This window comes from Acetoanaerobium noterae (assembly GCF_900168025.1).
Lineage (GTDB): Bacteria > Bacillota > Clostridia > Peptostreptococcales > Filifactoraceae > Acetoanaerobium > Acetoanaerobium noterae.
Genome location: NZ_FUYN01000001.1, coordinates 651,678 through 667,317, shown reverse-complemented (window position 1 = coordinate 667,317; position 15,640 = coordinate 651,678). Strand labels below are relative to the sequence as shown.

At 32.6% G+C, this 15,640-nt stretch carries 16 protein-coding genes; 11 read left to right on the top strand and 5 right to left on the bottom strand.

From position 1 onward, the window contains the following. Nucleotides 1-2 precede the first annotated feature (2 nt). The gene (lipA, locus tag B5X47_RS03350; protein WP_079588787.1) at nucleotides 3-851 is read right to left on the bottom strand and encodes a lipoyl synthase; all 849 of its coding nucleotides are present in this window, start codon (nucleotides 849-851) and stop codon (nucleotides 3-5) included. Nucleotides 852-883: 32 nt separating this feature from the next. Then, nucleotides 884-1,876, bottom strand: a complete 993-nt coding sequence (locus B5X47_RS03345) for a lipoate--protein ligase (RefSeq protein WP_079588786.1) — start codon at nucleotides 1,874-1,876, stop codon at nucleotides 884-886. Between the two features lie 211 nt (nucleotides 1,877-2,087). Here B5X47_RS03345 and ftsE point away from each other — a divergent pair, with 211 nt between their 5' ends. The 5 genes from ftsE to B5X47_RS03320 all read left to right on the top strand — a co-directional run bounded on the left by ftsE (nucleotide 2,088) and on the right by B5X47_RS03320 (nucleotide 6,564). Then, the gene (gene ftsE / locus B5X47_RS03340) at nucleotides 2,088-2,774 is read left to right on the top strand and encodes a cell division ATP-binding protein FtsE (protein ID WP_079588785.1); all 687 of its coding nucleotides are present in this window, start codon (nucleotides 2,088-2,090) and stop codon (nucleotides 2,772-2,774) included. After that, complete coding sequence (gene ftsX, locus B5X47_RS03335) at nucleotides 2,764-3,654, top strand: permease-like cell division protein FtsX (RefSeq protein WP_079588784.1); 891 nt, start codon at nucleotides 2,764-2,766, stop codon at nucleotides 3,652-3,654. The genes ftsE and ftsX overlap by 11 nt, the downstream gene beginning before the upstream one ends. An 11-nt stretch (nucleotides 3,655-3,665) precedes the next feature. After that, nucleotides 3,666-4,787: a murein hydrolase activator EnvC family protein gene (locus tag B5X47_RS03330; protein ID WP_079588783.1), complete on the top strand. Its 1,122-nt coding sequence runs from the start codon at nucleotides 3,666-3,668 to the stop codon at nucleotides 4,785-4,787. A gap of 37 nt (nucleotides 4,788-4,824) precedes the next feature. Then, entirely contained in the window at nucleotides 4,825-5,991 is a 1,167-nt protein-coding gene (locus B5X47_RS03325; RefSeq protein WP_079588782.1) for a S41 family peptidase, read from the top strand. A 96-nt stretch (nucleotides 5,992-6,087) separates the two neighbouring features. Further along, a complete protein-coding gene (locus B5X47_RS03320; protein ID WP_079588781.1) occupies nucleotides 6,088-6,564 on the top strand; it encodes a DUF2680 domain-containing protein in 477 nt (158 codons plus the stop codon). Between the two features lie 179 nt (nucleotides 6,565-6,743). On the opposite strand, the gene B5X47_RS03315 is transcribed toward B5X47_RS03320, so the two are convergent. Next, nucleotides 6,744-7,253 carry a ferritin gene (locus B5X47_RS03315; protein ID WP_013362292.1) on the bottom strand — a complete coding sequence of 170 codons (510 nt, stop codon included), beginning with the start codon at nucleotides 7,251-7,253 and terminating at the stop codon, nucleotides 6,744-6,746. Between the two features lie 226 nt (nucleotides 7,254-7,479). On the opposite strand from B5X47_RS03315, the gene B5X47_RS03310 reads away from it, so the two are divergent. The 4 genes from B5X47_RS03310 to B5X47_RS03295 all read left to right on the top strand — a co-directional run bounded on the left by B5X47_RS03310 (nucleotide 7,480) and on the right by B5X47_RS03295 (nucleotide 11,602). After that, the gene (locus tag B5X47_RS03310) at nucleotides 7,480-8,850 is read left to right on the top strand and encodes an MATE family efflux transporter (protein ID WP_079588780.1); all 1,371 of its coding nucleotides are present in this window, start codon (nucleotides 7,480-7,482) and stop codon (nucleotides 8,848-8,850) included. Between the two features lie 15 nt (nucleotides 8,851-8,865). Then, nucleotides 8,866-10,191: an MATE family efflux transporter gene (locus B5X47_RS03305; RefSeq protein WP_079588779.1), complete on the top strand. Its 1,326-nt coding sequence runs from the start codon at nucleotides 8,866-8,868 to the stop codon at nucleotides 10,189-10,191. Between the two features lie 7 nt (nucleotides 10,192-10,198). After that, nucleotides 10,199-10,951, top strand: coding sequence for a GNAT family N-acetyltransferase (locus tag B5X47_RS03300; RefSeq protein ID WP_079588778.1), 753 nt, complete (start codon nucleotides 10,199-10,201; stop codon nucleotides 10,949-10,951). A 78-nt stretch (nucleotides 10,952-11,029) separates the two neighbouring features. Then, nucleotides 11,030-11,602 (top strand): DUF3841 domain-containing protein, encoded by a 573-nt coding sequence (locus tag B5X47_RS03295; protein ID WP_079588777.1) that lies wholly within the window; start codon nucleotides 11,030-11,032, stop codon nucleotides 11,600-11,602. 166 nt (nucleotides 11,603-11,768) lie between these two features. Here the strand turns inward: B5X47_RS03295 and B5X47_RS03290 are convergent, their stop codons facing one another. Then, nucleotides 11,769-12,317, bottom strand: coding sequence for a 4Fe-4S binding protein (locus B5X47_RS03290; protein WP_079588776.1), 549 nt, complete (start codon nucleotides 12,315-12,317; stop codon nucleotides 11,769-11,771). Nucleotides 12,318-12,555: 238 nt separating this feature from the next. Here B5X47_RS03290 and surE point away from each other — a divergent pair, with 238 nt between their 5' ends. Together surE and ytvI are read left to right on the top strand one after the other, a co-directional pair. Then, the gene (gene surE / locus B5X47_RS03285; protein ID WP_079588775.1) at nucleotides 12,556-13,317 is read left to right on the top strand and encodes a 5'/3'-nucleotidase SurE; all 762 of its coding nucleotides are present in this window, start codon (nucleotides 12,556-12,558) and stop codon (nucleotides 13,315-13,317) included. Between the two features lie 39 nt (nucleotides 13,318-13,356). Continuing rightward, nucleotides 13,357-14,478, top strand: coding sequence for a sporulation integral membrane protein YtvI (ytvI, locus tag B5X47_RS03280; RefSeq protein WP_079588774.1), 1,122 nt, complete (start codon nucleotides 13,357-13,359; stop codon nucleotides 14,476-14,478). Between the two features lie 57 nt (nucleotides 14,479-14,535). Here the strand turns inward: ytvI and B5X47_RS03275 are convergent, their stop codons facing one another. Further along, a complete protein-coding gene (locus tag B5X47_RS03275) occupies nucleotides 14,536-15,513 on the bottom strand; it encodes a lipoate--protein ligase (RefSeq protein ID WP_079588773.1) in 978 nt (325 codons plus the stop codon). Nucleotides 15,514-15,640 lie beyond the last annotated feature (127 nt).

Here is a 15,640-nt window from a genome sequence, read left to right as displayed (position 1 = left end):
AATTAAAAAGAATCTATCAAATCTTCTGCAAAATATGAACTGCGAACAAGTGGAGCAGAAGCAATGCTTTTGAAACCTAAATCTGAAGCTATAGCCTTGTATTCATCAAACTGTGCTGGAGAGACATATTCCTTTACTTTTATATGCTTAGAAGAAGGCTGTAAATACTGACCTAGAGTGAGTATATCACAATCCACACTACGCAGACATTTTAAGGTTTCTACTACTTGGTCGCTTTTTTCTCCTAGCCCAAGCATTAAACCAGATTTTGTATATATTTTAGGTTTTATTTTTTTAGAATACTCAAGTACTTCTAGTGACCTTTTGAAATCTGCCATAGGTCTTACATCGAAGTAAAGCTCCTTAACAGTTTCTATGTTGTGATTTAGTACTTCTGGGTTTGAATTTAAAACTATATCTAGACAATCCTTCTTGCCTTGCATATCAGGAATAAGAAGCTCAATTGTCACATTAGGATTTTCTAAGCGAACAGCATTTACAACCTTTGCAAACTGATTTGCACCTTGGTCAGCTAAGTCATCACGAGTAACAGAGGTTATCACTGCATGACGTAGCTTTAATTTTTTAACTGCCATAGCTACGTTTTTAGCTTCATCTAAATTTACTTCCTCTGGAGATTCCTGAGTAACATTACAAAATCTGCAGTTTCGCGTACAGTTTTTTCCTAATATCATAAAGGTAGCAGTTCCTCTTTCAAAACACTCCATCTTATTTGGACAGTTTGCTTCACTGCAAACAGTATTTAGAGATAAACTACCTAGGATGTTGTTTACATTTTGAGTTTTAGCTCCGTTTTGAAGTTTTACTTTTAACCAGTCTGGTTTTTTCATTAAATATCCCCTAACGTAATAAAGTAGATTAATTATTTCATAGATTTTGTTTCAAAAAGTGCAGATATAAAGGTATTGTTATCCACTCCCATAATAAAATCAGATATATCTATATCAGCTAAAGCTTCACAAATGATTTCTTTTTTTAAGTCCAATCCCAAAATCAAATTCTCCAGGTCTTCAATAGGTCTTTCTCCAAAAAAATCTCCAAAAATTTTAAAAGAAGAAATAGCAGTATTATCAAGAGTAAAATTAAAATCTATAATTCCTGAAGGAGCGATAGTTGACGTTGAAATGTTGTAGCTTGTATTTTTACCGAAATTCCAAGAAGCTGTTCTAAAGCGTTTTTGAGCAATTTCTTCAATTTTTTCAATATCAGAGGATGTAAGTATATAGCTTGATTTTATTGAATATGTATCTTTTATATAGTTTTCAAGATAGGTTTTAAAATCATGTAAATCCATTTTGTTTTCTAGATAATCTGTTATATTTGCAACCCTCGAAGATACAGATTTTACAGCTTTGTTTTGGAACTTAAGAGGGTGAGTATTTAGTGCCTTTGTCAATTTATCCATCTTTACATCATAGAGTAAGGTTCCATGGTGTAGCACCTTATCCTCATAAAAATACTGTGCGTTACCTGAAATTTTTTTACCTTCAATTGTTATATCATTCCTGCCTGTGAACTGGGCATCTACATCTAAGGACTTAAGAGCGTCGATTACAGGACTAGCAAAACGGCTGAAAGAGTGGTCGTCTGATTTTTTTGATATGAATGTAAAGTTCATATTTCCTAGGTCGTTATAAACTGCGCCCCCACCTGAAAGTCTTCTAACAACATCGATGTTATTTTCGCTTACATAAGCTGAATTGATTTCAGCAAAGGTATTTTGATTTCTTCCAATCAATATAGATGGGCGGTTTATCCAGATAGTGAATATTTCTTCATCATATTCTGATAAAAAATATTCTTCTAGGGCATGGTTGAAAAACGGGTTATTACTTGTATTTACAACATGTATCATAGATATCTCCTTTAAGATTTAAATACTTGTATATACATTATTATACAGTTTTATGAATAATAAATCAGCTATATTTGTAAGATTCTGAAATATATTTTGTAATTGTAATTTAATCTTATAAATTTTACCTTGGTGCAAATTCTTGCTATAATGTAATTTGGTAGTTAAGTAAATTGTTTGAACTTAAATTAAGATTCAGGAGTGGTATATATTGATAAAATTTGAGAATGTTTCAAAGTCGTATAAGGGAGAAAAATTTGCCCTTGAAGATATAAATATAGATATTAAAAAAGGGGAGTTTGTATTTTTAGTAGGTTCCTCTGGAGCAGGAAAATCTACATTTATTAAACTGCTTTTAAAAGAGGAATCTCCTACAACAGGAAGAATAATTATAAATGATATAGATACGACCGAGCTATCTAGAAGAAAAATTCCCAAGCTAAGAAGAAGCATGGGAGTTGTTTTTCAAGATTTTAGATTGCTTCCAAACAAAACTGTTTATGAAAATATTGCATTTGCAATGGAAATAACGGGAAATAAAGCCAAGGATATCAGAAGAAAAGTTCCTACTATACTGAGCATGGTGGGTCTGAGCGATAAGGCAAAATCTTATCCTTCTGAACTATCTGGAGGAGAGCAGCAAAGGGTGGGGATAGCTAGAGCTATAATCAACAATCCTGCACTTCTTATAGCAGATGAACCGACGGGAAATCTAGATCCTAAAAATGCTACTGAAATTATGAAGCTCCTTAAAGATATTAATAATCGTGGAACCACTGTTTTAGTTGCTACCCATGCTAAAGATCAAGTTGATAAAATGATGCAAAGGGTAATAGCTCTAGATCATGGAAAGCTGGTTAGAGACGTAGAAAGGGGCCTATACAACGATGCTAAATAGTATTGCTTATAATATTTCAGAGGGTACTAAAAGTCTATGGAGAAATAGAGGTATGTCCGTAGCGTCTATAGCTTCGGTTGCAGCATCTTTATTTGTTTTAGGAATTGTGCTATCGATAGTACTAAATATAAACAATTTTGCCATAATTGCTCAAAAGCAGTTTGATAATATACAGATATTTTTGGTTGATGAAATGCAAGCAGATGATATAGCTAGGTTTAAAAGAAAGATTGAGAATATACCTGGAGTAAGCAAGGTGGATTTTGAATCCAAGGATATGGCTATGGAGAAGCTAAAGGATAGATGGGAAGATGATGCTTATCTATTAGAGGGGCTAGAAAATCCGCTTCAAAATTCTATGATAATAGAGCTTACGAACATAAGCCTCGCTGATGAAGTTGTAAAGCAGATTCAAGATGACGATTACATAGATAGTATAAGCTATTACAAGGATGTAATTGACAAAATGCTTACTATATCGAGAATAATTAGTACAGCTGGACTTGCAATAATATTACTCTTATCTATAGTGTCTTTGTTTATTATTGCAAATACAATTAAGATAGCACTTTATGCAAGAAAAAGAGAGATTAATATAATGAAATATATAGGAGCTACAAACTGGTTCATACGCTGGCCGTTTATAATAGAGGGAATGACTCTGGGCTTTTTGGGAGCGGCGATTGCACTGGGCTCTGTATACGTTTTGTATGGGTTTATATTTTCTAAGCTTTCATCAGAAGCGTATTCTCTTATAGGAGGCTATCTGCTACCTATAAGCACTATTTTTGACAATATAGCAATTATTTTTGCGTCGATGGGAATTGGAATTGGAGTACTTGGAAGTCTAGTTTCTCTTCGTAGATATTTAAAGGTATAGGAGGAAAAGCAATGAAAAAACTTATATCTTTGATGATTTCGATGATTATGATTTTTGGAAGCGTTTCATTTGCCTCAAATTATAATAACCAGCTTAATAATGTAAATAAAAATATAAAAAACGTAAAAGATGAAATTAAGAATAAGCAAAATGTTGTTAAGGACATAAACAAGATTATTTTAGAGCTAGATGCAAAGATAGATGAAAGTGAGCAAAAGATTTCGGTTATCCAAAATGATATTGCAAAAACTCAAGCTGAAATTGATGTAACCCAAAAAGAAATAACTAAATTAGAGGACAATATAGATACAAATACTGATTTGCTAGGTAGCAGATTAAGAGTAATGTATAGAACCTCTGATATAGACTATTTTCAGATTTTACTTAACTCTAGTGATATGGAAGAGCTTTTGTCAAATATGACTATGATAAAAAAAATAGTCAAAAATGATAAGGAAATTTTAGCAGATCTTAAAGAACAAAAAGATAGTGTGGAAACTAAGAAAATTAGTCTTCAAAAAGAAGAAAAAAGAATGTCTACATTCAAGGCATCACTGGAATCAGAACAGAAGGTTCTGGAAAAAAACATGCAAGAGCAAAATAGCAACAAGCAAATGGTTGTTAAGGATATTGAAAAATTAAAGCAGATGGAAGATGCTTTAATCAAGGAAGCAAATGACCTGCAGAGCAAGATTAGAGAACTTCAAAAAACAAAAGGTATTGGAGGAAACTACAAAGGCGGAGTTATGGCTTGGCCAGTATCTGGAGGAGGAAGAGTAACATCTAGCTTTGGTTATAGAATACATCCAATTTTAAAGGAAAAGAAGCTTCACACAGGTATGGATATAGCTGCACCAAGTGGAACAGGGATATTTGCTGCAAATGATGGAAGAGTTATATTTGCAGGGACAAAAGGCTCTTATGGAAAAGCTGTTATAGTAGACCATGGTGGAGGAATAGTAACGCTTTATGCTCACTGCTCATCGATTTTGGTATCTGATGGACAGGATGTAAAAAAAGGCGAAACTATTGCAAAGGTAGGCTCTACTGGATATTCTACTGGTCCTCATCTTCATTTTGAAGTCAGAGTAAATGGCGACTATGTAAATCCAGCATCTTATATTGGAGGATAAGCTTAAATTTGTTTTATAAAAGAGCGGAGGCTATAAATTGATATCTAAAAAGAAAGCTGTCATAGGAGCAGTCTTATTAATGGCTGTGACATTTTTGCTCACAAACATATTCAATGTTACTATTGGAAATAAAGTTATTATATCTAAAAGTGATTATCAGGAATTTCAAAAACTTTCTAAAGTCAGATTTTTAAAAGATAGAATTGAAGATGAATTTTACCAAGATGTAAAGGAAGAAGACCTTATTGCAGCTATGGAAAGAGGAATATTCGATGGTCTAGAGGATCCTTATTCTCAGTATTATACAAAGGATGAATTCAAAGATTTGATGGAGATGACATCTGGAAGCTATGTAGGTGTAGGAATTGTGGTTTCTCCAGGAGAAGATGGCTTTATAACCGTTGTTGCTCCAATAGAGGATACTCCTGCAGAAAAAGCAGGCATTTTGCCTGGAGATAAAATAACTAAAGTAGACAAGGTCAAATATTCAGCCAAAGAAATGGATAAGGCTATTTCTATTATTAAAGGAGAGCCTGGAAAAGACGTTGTTCTTTCTATAATAAGAGAAAATAAACCAGAATTTGATATTACTATAAAGCGCGAGCAAATTCTTATAAAGTCTGTAAAATCTGAAATGATGGATGAAATAGGCTACATGAGAATATCTAGCTTTGATGAAAGAACTGGAGAAGAGTTTGATGAAAACCTATTGAGTCTTAAAAATAATAATCCAAAAGGACTGATTATAGATTTAAGAGATAATCCAGGGGGATTGCTAGATCAGGTTAAAGAGGTTGCAGATAGTATTCTTGGCGAGGCTACCATAGTATATACTGAAGATAGAGCGGGAAATAGACAATATCTAAAGTCAAATTCCTCAGGAAAACTTGATATTCCTCTAGTTATACTTGTAAATGAAAACAGTGCATCAGCTTCTGAAATACTTGCTGGAGCAGTGAGGGACAACAAAGCTGGAACTCTTGTTGGAACTACTACCTTTGGAAAGGGACTAGTTCAAAATGTAGTTCCGCTAAAGGATGGATCAGGCTATAAAATTACTATGGCTCAGTATTTCACTCCAAACGGAGAATACATCAATGAAAAAGGAATTACTCCAGAATATGTTGTAGAAATAGGAGAAGAAGATACCGAAGATGTACAGCTTAATAAAGCAATAGAAGTAATTAGAGAAAAAAATAAATAAATTGTATTTTCTTCATAATTCCTTCACAATTTAATTTTATACTTTGATTATAGAAGGACAATACAGTCCTTGATAAAGTTAAAGGAGATGGATATAATGAGAAAATTTAAAACTATGGCACTTGCACTTTCTATGACAGCACTGCTTTCGACAGGAATGGTATTTGCAGCAGAATATAGTTCACCTATTGAAGTGCTTTCTAATTTGACTGGTTCATCAGTTGAAGAAATTTATGAGCAAAGAGGTAATAAAACTCTTGGAGCTATAGCACAAGAAGAAGGCGTTTCTGATGAATTTAAAGCAGCAATGCTAGAAAACAAGAAAGCTATTTTAGAGCAAAGAGTAAAAGATGGAGTTTTAACTCAAGAACAAGCAGATGCTATCCTAGAGAGAATGGAAACTAATATTGCTAATTGCGATGGTACTGGTGCAATGATGGGCAACGGTATCGGAAAAGGCTCTGGCTGTGGATTTGGACTAGGAAATGGTCAAGGAATGATGAGAAATGGTAATGCTCCTAAAAATGGCCAAGGCTTTGGACAAAAAAATGGAATGATGTTTAATCAGCAATAAGTATAGAATATATACTATGATTAAAAATTAGATTATCCGTGAATTTAAAGACCCTCAAGAGCTTTTCTTGAGGGTCTAATTTTTAGTTAAATAAATTTCACAGCGCAAATTCATTAGATTTAAATTAATTTCATTAGATTTAAATTAATGAACTATGCAATTGTATATTTTATATTGAATTACTTAATTACAGCAGGAGTATATGTTCTTGCTGCAAGCTCTTTGTTCATCATAAATAAGCCATTTGGATTGCCATTAACTAGTTTAATTTGCTCTAAAAGACCATTTGCAGTATCTTCCTCTTCAACCTGCTCTTTTACGAACCACTGAAGGAAGTTTTGAGTTGCATAGTCTTTTTCTTCGATAGCGATAGTCATTAGATTGTGAATAGAACGAGTAACTAGCTGCTCATGAGCTAAAGTTTTTTCGAATATATCTATCTCGTCTTTGAAATTAGAATCAAATGCTGCTAAATCCTTTAGTACTACATCTCCACCTACGCTGTAAGCATAGTTGAATAATAAGTATGCGTGGTCTCTTTCTTCTTGAGCTTGGACATGGAAAAAGTTAGCAAAGCCGTTTAAGTTTTTCCCCATAAAGTATGCTTCCATTGCAATGTATGCATAAGAAGATTCAAACTCCAGTTTAATTTGCTCGTTGATTGCGTTTAACATTTTTTCACTTATCATGTAATACACCTTCCTTATCTAATTATTGTGTCTCTCTTAATTGTACCCAATTAATAAGAAAATAACAAATATTTATATATAAAAATTATTCTTGACATTTTACAGACTAATAATATAATAACATCTAGACAGGTATAATTTTATATTAAAAACTTATATAATAGGTGAAGAAGCAACCACTTTGAAAAAACTTCAATTGGGTTGCTTTTTTTTGTGGAGGGAAACTATGACTATGCTAGAAAAACTACAGATTAATAATGAACAGAAGGTATTTTATAGAAGAGTTATGATGCTAACTATACCGATAATAGTACAAAATCTTATAGCTTCACTACTCAATTTAATGGATACAGTAATGATAGGTAGACTAGGTGAGCTATATCTAGCTTCAGTTGGGATAGCTAATCAATATTTTTTCTTTTTTACATTGATGCTATTTGGTGTAAATGCTGGATGTTCCATTTTTATATCTCAGTTTTGGGGAAAGAAAGATGAAGTGAGTATTAAGAAAACTGCGGCACTTGCTATAAGCTTTAGCTTTGTAATAGGAATTTTATTTATGCTAGCTGGAATATATTTTTCAGATGAAATCATATCTGTATTTAACTCAGACAAAGCAGTATTAGCAACTGGTGGAGATTATTTGAAGATAGTTGCTTTTAGCTATATATTTACAGCTATAACTATAGGCTTTGCTTTTTCTTTGAGAAGCACAGAAAATACTTTTGTGCCTATGGTTGGAAGCATAGCAGCTCTAGTAGTGAATGTAGTGCTGAACTATATTTTGATATTTGGGAAGCTAGGCTTTCCGGCTATGGGAGTAAAGGGAGCAGCTATAGCAACTGTTATTGCAAGAATAATAGAAACTATGATAATCTTAATTTACGTGTATAAAAAAAGTAATTTGCTCAATATTAATTTCTCGCATATTAAAATGCTAGATTTCAAGTTTATAAAAATAGTGTATGCAGGAATGCTTCCTGTACTTATAAATGAGTTTGTTTGGGGCCTTGGAAATCTTACTTATAATATCATATATGCAAGAATGGGTGTAGGAACAGCTGCAGCAATACAGGTTACGAGCACTGTTATGAACCTTCTTATGATAGTAATAATTGGACTTGGAAATTCGGCTATGGTTATCGTGGGCAAAGAAATAGGTGCAAAACGAGAAGATTTAGGTAAGATATATGCAAAAAGACTGTATAAGTTTGCTCTGATTATAGCTATAATTATAGCAACGGTAATATTTTTAACAGCAAACGATTTTGTATATTTTTTCAAAATGTCAGCTACAGTTCTTAATGATACCAAGAGAATTTTGTATGTAAATGCTATACTTCTCCTTATAAGAAGCTACACTTTTATCATGATAGTAGGAGTTTTAAGAGGTGCAGGAGATTCAAAATATGCAGTTAAAATACAAGGGCTTACTCTTTGGACCATAGGTATTCCTATGGCGTTTATAGGAGCATTTATTTTGAATTTAGATGTATATTACGTAGTAGCATTAACAGGTATGGAAGAAATAGTAAAATATATATTTATTAGAAGACGCTTTAAATCAGGAAAATGGATTCACAATATGACGAACTAATCTTGGGAGATAATAATGAAAACTGACATAAAAAAAATACTCAGTTTAGCTTGGCCTGTTATGCTAGGAATGGTATTTCAATCCCTTCTAGCTACAGTAGACACCTATTTCATATCTCAGCTTGGTCTTGAGCAATCAGCTTCTTCAGGAATAGCAAATTCAATTTCTGGAGTTGTATTTGTGATGTCTACTCTTGTATCGGCTGGAACCATTGCTCTAATTGCTAGAAGCTTTGGAGAAGAAAACTGGGAGGCTATAAGAAGCATAAGCGGCAATTCTTTGCTACTATCTGCTTGTGTAGGAATGGTTCTAGGCTTATCTGGATATTTTCTTACTACAAGCATTTTAGAAGTGTTTTTTAAGCCAAGTGCTAGCATTCTTAAATATTCATCTGAGTATTTAGGAATTATGTTTCTTGGAACAGTTTTTGTTTTTTTAAACTCTACACTTAGAACTATTCTTCAGGCTATGGGAGACACGAGAACACCTCTTTTTATATTTGGTCTATCAAACATAATAAATGCTATTTTGGATTATATACTTATGTTTATATTTGATTTTGGAATAGCAGGAGCTGCATTTGCGACAGTAATTTCTAATATAGCAGCAAGTATAGCAATAGGCTATATAGTTTTTGGAAGAATTTATAACTTTGATTTAAAAAAGCTAATTGAAAGCTTAGGATTTAATCTAAAAACCTCAACTAGAATTTTAAGAATAGGTGGGTGGGCATGCCTTCAGCAAGTAGCAAGGCCTATAACTGGAATGCTCATGTTTAGCTTGGTATACAGCGTTGGAGCAGCAGAAGGAAGTGCGGCATTTAATATAGGTGCTCAATTATTTAATTATACCTTTATTATATTAGGCGGACTTTCTATGGCAATATCTGTAATGGTAGGTCAAGCCTTAGGAAGAAATGACATAGATTCCTGCGATAGTATAATAAAGCAAGGCATGAAGGTAGCAATAATAAATATTTTAGTATTCGGTGTGCTTTATATTGCTATTCCAGGGCAGATAATTGGGCTTTTTAGAGATGAGCCACTAGTTGTGCAGTATGGAATTTCTTATATGAGGATAGTATATGCTGGTATTATTTTTGTGGCGTGGACCTCTATTTATTCAGGCGTGTTTCAAGGAGCTGGGGATACCTTTCCACCTATGATTTCTGCAATGGTTGCAAATGTAGTTTTAAAGCTGCCACTAGCATATTTACTTGCGTATCCGTTTAAACTTGGAATTGATGGTGTCTGGATAGCTATATCCTTATCAGTTGTAATAGAAGCATTGGGAATCATATGGTCTTTTAGAAAAGGAAAATGGAAGCAAAAGCAAATATAGCTTAGAAATGGGGGAGATTAAAATTTTTAAGACTCAAGATTCAAAGCAAATAAGAGACTATTTCAAAAAATACGAGCTAGAAACTTTAAACCTGGCAGGGATTATTGACAATGTTCCAGAGGCTGAAATCTTTACAGACTCACTTGATAATCCATCAGGAGTTTTAATTAGATATAAATACTTTAACTATTTACATACTGAGAGCACTAAATTTTTAGATGAAATGTTTGAAGAGCTTTTCCCAAAAGGAAAGTATGGCTTCGCAGGAACTACAAGATTTCTCACTTCTGAGATTAAAAGGCGCTATAAGCTAGACTGGGAAAATGACTGTGATTTTTATTACATGCCTAAGGAAAACTACTCAACTGTAGCTTTAAAATCAAAAGCTAGTGAAATTGATATAAAAGATGCCGAGTTTATAGACGAGAACTATAATTACAGAAATAGTCATACCATCCATGAAATTAAGGATGCCATATCAAACAGACCTAGCTCTGGGATATATATTGATGGCAAGCTAGTTTGCTGGGTGCTTATACATGAAGATGATTCATTAGGCTTTATGTATACTATGGATGAGCATAGAGGAAAAGGATTTGCTTTAGATGTGTCCTTGGATATATCTAAGAAGATAATAGACAAAGGGAAAATTCCATTTTTACAAATTGTATCTAGTAATCCAATGTCTCCTGGGCTTGCCAGAAAAACAGGATTTGTAAAAAAAGGTCAGGCAGACTGGTTTGGAATTATTATAGAATAATACTAAATAAAATTATATAATCGTATAAAGTAGAAAAATCAGTAATTTATCTTAGTAGAAAATGGAGATGATAATCCAATGAAAGATACTGTTACTTTATGGACTAGGCAAGATAAAAGAATTTTAGAGGTGCTAGAGTCGAAAGGTAGATTCATTATGGACTCAGCCCATATCGAAGAAAAGCAGATGGATATAGCTCAGTATTACTTAAAGCTATACAACTGGTTTTCTGATAAAGCAAGTAGCCATGTTGAGAGGCCATCTGATGTAAAGTACCCTATATGGTGCTCGATAAGTGAAGAATATATGCTGAGAAAAACAGAAGATACTGTTGTTTTAAAGCTAGAAGTCCCAAGAAAAAATGTCATATACTTTAATGGGGGCAGATGGGACATGGTGTTAAATCACATGTATATACCTAGAGATGAAGAGGATGACAGGGCTTTTAAGCTAGAGCTAAAAAATAGAGGCATAACTAACAGCTTCACTTTAGTAGACGGACCAAATGCCAATTTTTATCCTGATTTAAAAAGAAAGATTATCGCAAGCTGGGATAGAGTCTTTGAAATAGAGGATTGGAATGACATATTTACTCTTCAAGCTAATATTTGGGAGATTCCTTCTGAGTGGATTCTTGAGATAGAGAAGTAAGACCTCGACATAATCAAAGATTCCTAATGGATATTCGTGACATGTGTTATATTTTAAGTAAAAGCCAAACTATTAGATTAACTATAGCTTGGCTTTTAAATTACTTTTAATTATAGTGATTTAGCAAATTCTTTATCAGCCTATTATTATCCTACTGAGTAGAGAACTAAGCAATTTTGTCATTTTTTACTGGAGTGTTTACTTGCTTTGGAGTTTTCTTAATATCAGTAATCAGTCCTGTAGCATGTCCCATAGGACAAACCTGGCACCATGATCTAGGCTTAAAGAATACTCCCATTAATACTCCAACAACAAAAGAAGCGAACATAAATCTAAATAAAGCAAAGGCTATTTTATCAATTTGTCCTCCTGAATGAATGATTGATAATGATAACATCACAACCATAAGAGTCAAAAGTGCATTTTTGAATTTTTTAGTTTTCATAAATTTTGGAAGATTGTTTTGCATAGATAATTTTTCTAAAAATTTGCCTAAAAAAGATCCTCTAGGGCAATAAGCAGAGCAGTGAATTTTTCCTCTGCCTCTTAAAGCATGATAAATAGGCATGGTCATACAGACAATTCCAAATAGGCCGAAATATACATTATAAACTGACAAAATAAAAAAACTGATTATTATTATCCATGACCAGCTTTGGTGTGACTTATGTTTTTTCTTAGGTGTATTTAATGGTTGCTTTGCATTGATGTTCATTGATTATGTAACCTCCTGAAATGTATTTTAAAATTGATATATTCAAATATTACGATATATAGATTGATTTGTCAACACTAAAAATATATTGTATAAATTATAGTATATTAGAATAATAGAAAGTGGTAAAAAGTTATAGAAAGTTATAGTTTATGATATGAAATATTATTATTGCCAGTAAATGAAATCAAAAATTGTAAAATATAAGCATAATTAAAAAGTGAATTGGAGGATATAAATGAATATTTTTATTACTAATGATGATGGAATTGAAGCTATTGGAATCCAAGCCCTAGCAAAGACTATGGCTGAATTTGGGAAAGTCTACGTAGTAGCTCCAGACAAGGAATACAGTGGAATGTCTAGAAGCATATCAATAAGAAAGCCACTAACAGCTAAAAAATATCATATAGCTGATGATATAGTGTCATACAGTCTTGCTGGCTCACCAACTGACTGTGTAAAGGTAGGAATTGAAGGTATTTTTAAAGAAGTAGAATTTGATTTACTTCTTAGTGGGATTAATAGAGGACCAAATTTAGGCAGCGATGTTTTTTATTCAGGAACAGTTTCTGCTGCGCTAGAAGGTTTATACCAGAATATTCCTTCGATAGCACTTTCAAATTGCTCTTTTGAAGATGACAGTAATGCCTATGAGCTTATATGTGATAAGTTTAGAGAGTTTTTAAATGGATATCTTAAGAATATGGATAAGCAGCAGGAGTTTATTCTAAATATTAATTTTCCTGAAAAAATAGGTGTAGATAATGAGTTTGCAGTTACATCTCTTGGCAGGAGAGACTATAATAACGTAATCTTAAAAAGAGATTTGGGAATAGATATCCATGAATTCACTATAGGAGGAGAACCGATAGCTGTAAATGAAGCCTCTGATAATGATGTGTGGATGATTCAAGAAAATAAAATAACTATTACACCTATATATAATTCTTTGTATTCTCATACTCATTTTGAGTATCTAAAAAGTAATTTGTTTTAGTAATTAGTATACAATCAACCATACTAGAGGTGGTTTAATATGTATGACTCAAAAAAATATCTAAAAATACTGCTTAATATATTTCTGCTTCTTCTTTTGGTTATACTTATTTTTTTCGTTGTTCCTAAGCTAGCTGTGTTTTTCATGCCCTTTGTCATTGGATGGATTATTGCTCTTATCGCAAATCCTCTTGTAAAATTTTTAGAAAATCATGTAAAAATAGTAAGAAAACATGGTTCTATGATTATTATAATTTTTGCACTCACATTAGTTATAGGAACAGGTTATTTAGGGATATCCCGTATTTATAAAGAAATTATAACTCTAATTCAGAATTTGCCTGAAATCTACACCTCCCTTAATTTAGATATTGAAAAAATTTCTCATAATTTTGAAGGAATATATAAGCTTATGCCTGAAGAAGTTCAGCTTAGCTTATACAATATAGGAGAAGAACTATCATTAGGCTTTGCAGGAGTTATTTCTGATATTGGAAAGCCGACCTTTACTGCGGCAGGTAGGTTTGCAAAAAATATTCCATCCACCTTTATAAATATTATCATTACTATTTTGGCAGCATATTTTTTTATTGTTGAGAAGGAAAATATAACGAGAGGCATAAAGAAATTTGTGTCCTCTGATGTGCTAAATGTGGTTAGTGATATATCGAATAGGTTAAAAGTGCTGGTTGGAGGATATTTCAAAGCACAATTTAAAATTATGGGTATTGTAGCAGTGATTCTTTTTGTAGGATTTTTAATTCTAGATATAGGCTATTCTTTCTTATTAGCGCTAGGAATTGCGCTACTAGATTTTTTCCCATTCTTTGGAACGGGAGCCGTCCTCATACCTTGGACTATATTTAAAGTCTTAACGGGAGACTATAGGCTTGCTATAGGGCTGTTTCTAATATATATCATCAGTCAAGTGGTAAGGCAGATAGTACAGCCAAAAGTTTTAGGAGATACTATAGGTCTTAATCCGTTGGCTACATTATTTTTTATGTTTATAGGCTTCAAGCTTGGGTCGGTTATTGGTTTAGTTTTAGCAGTACCAATAGGTATGATTTTTATAAACTTTTATGAAGAAGGATATTTTGATAATTTTATAAAGACCATTAAGGATACGATAAAAGAAATTAATGAATTTAGAAGGCTCTAAAAACTTGTAGTAAAATGCAAGTTTTAGAGCCTTTTGAAATTGAAGTAATTATTAAGCTTATTCAATTAATAAACCTATTAGCTCATCCAAGGTTATATTTGTAATGTATTTGCTTATATCTATATTAGATAGAGCTTTAGAAATCGATGCTTTTTCATGAGAAATATTCTTAAGGCTAGCTTCTAATTCACTAATATCATTTTTTCCAAAGAAATCTCCAAAGATTTTTATATCTTTAATAATTCCTTTAAGTACATCAATATGAACCTCAAAGGTTCCAGCGGCAAAGCGTTTTTCATTATAAAATGAATATTTAGGAGAATTTCCAAAATTCCATTCCCAGGTACTGTATTTTTCATCTCTGAGTTTATTGATTTTTTCTATTTCCTCTTGAGTTAATGAGTCTATAGGGCTTTGAGTATTACTTGAAATATATCTAAAAATCTCGTCCTTGAATTCTAGCACGCTGAGTTTATTTGCAAGATGCTCAGAAATATTAGTAACTCTGCTAGCTACTGATTTAACGCTTTTATCTGAAAACTTAATATCCTTTGGCTTTAGAGCTCCACTTAAATCATTCATATTAGATGAAAATAGCAAGGTTCCATGGTGCATTACTCTGCTTTTATGCTTGCACTGGGCATTTCCAGAAAATTTCTTCCCTTCTATCAGCATATCATTTCTTCCAGAAAACTCAGCATCGATTCCAAGCGTCTTCAAAGTGCCTATAATCGGAGCAACAAAGCCCTTGAAATCATTGAAGCTAGATTCATCATTGACTATAAAAGTGAAATTTATATTGCCTAGATCGTGAAAAACAGCTCCACCACCAGTTAGCCTTCTTACTACTTTTATATTTCTCTCTTTTACAAACTCAAGATGAATTTCAGAGAGGGTATTTTGATTTTTTCCTACTACAATACAAGGCTCATTTCTCCAAAGTATAAAATACTCTTCATCAGTTTGCTTTAGAAAATATTCTTCAAGTGCTAGATTAAAATATGGCTCTGTGGAATTATTGTAAATATATCGCATACAGCAGTCTCCTTTAATTTGGCTCGAGTTTTAGGTTTGAAAATTATATGCAATATTCATATGCATATTTATAAACTGATTATAGTTTATAGGCCTGCTTTAATCAATAGAACAAGAAATTAAAAAC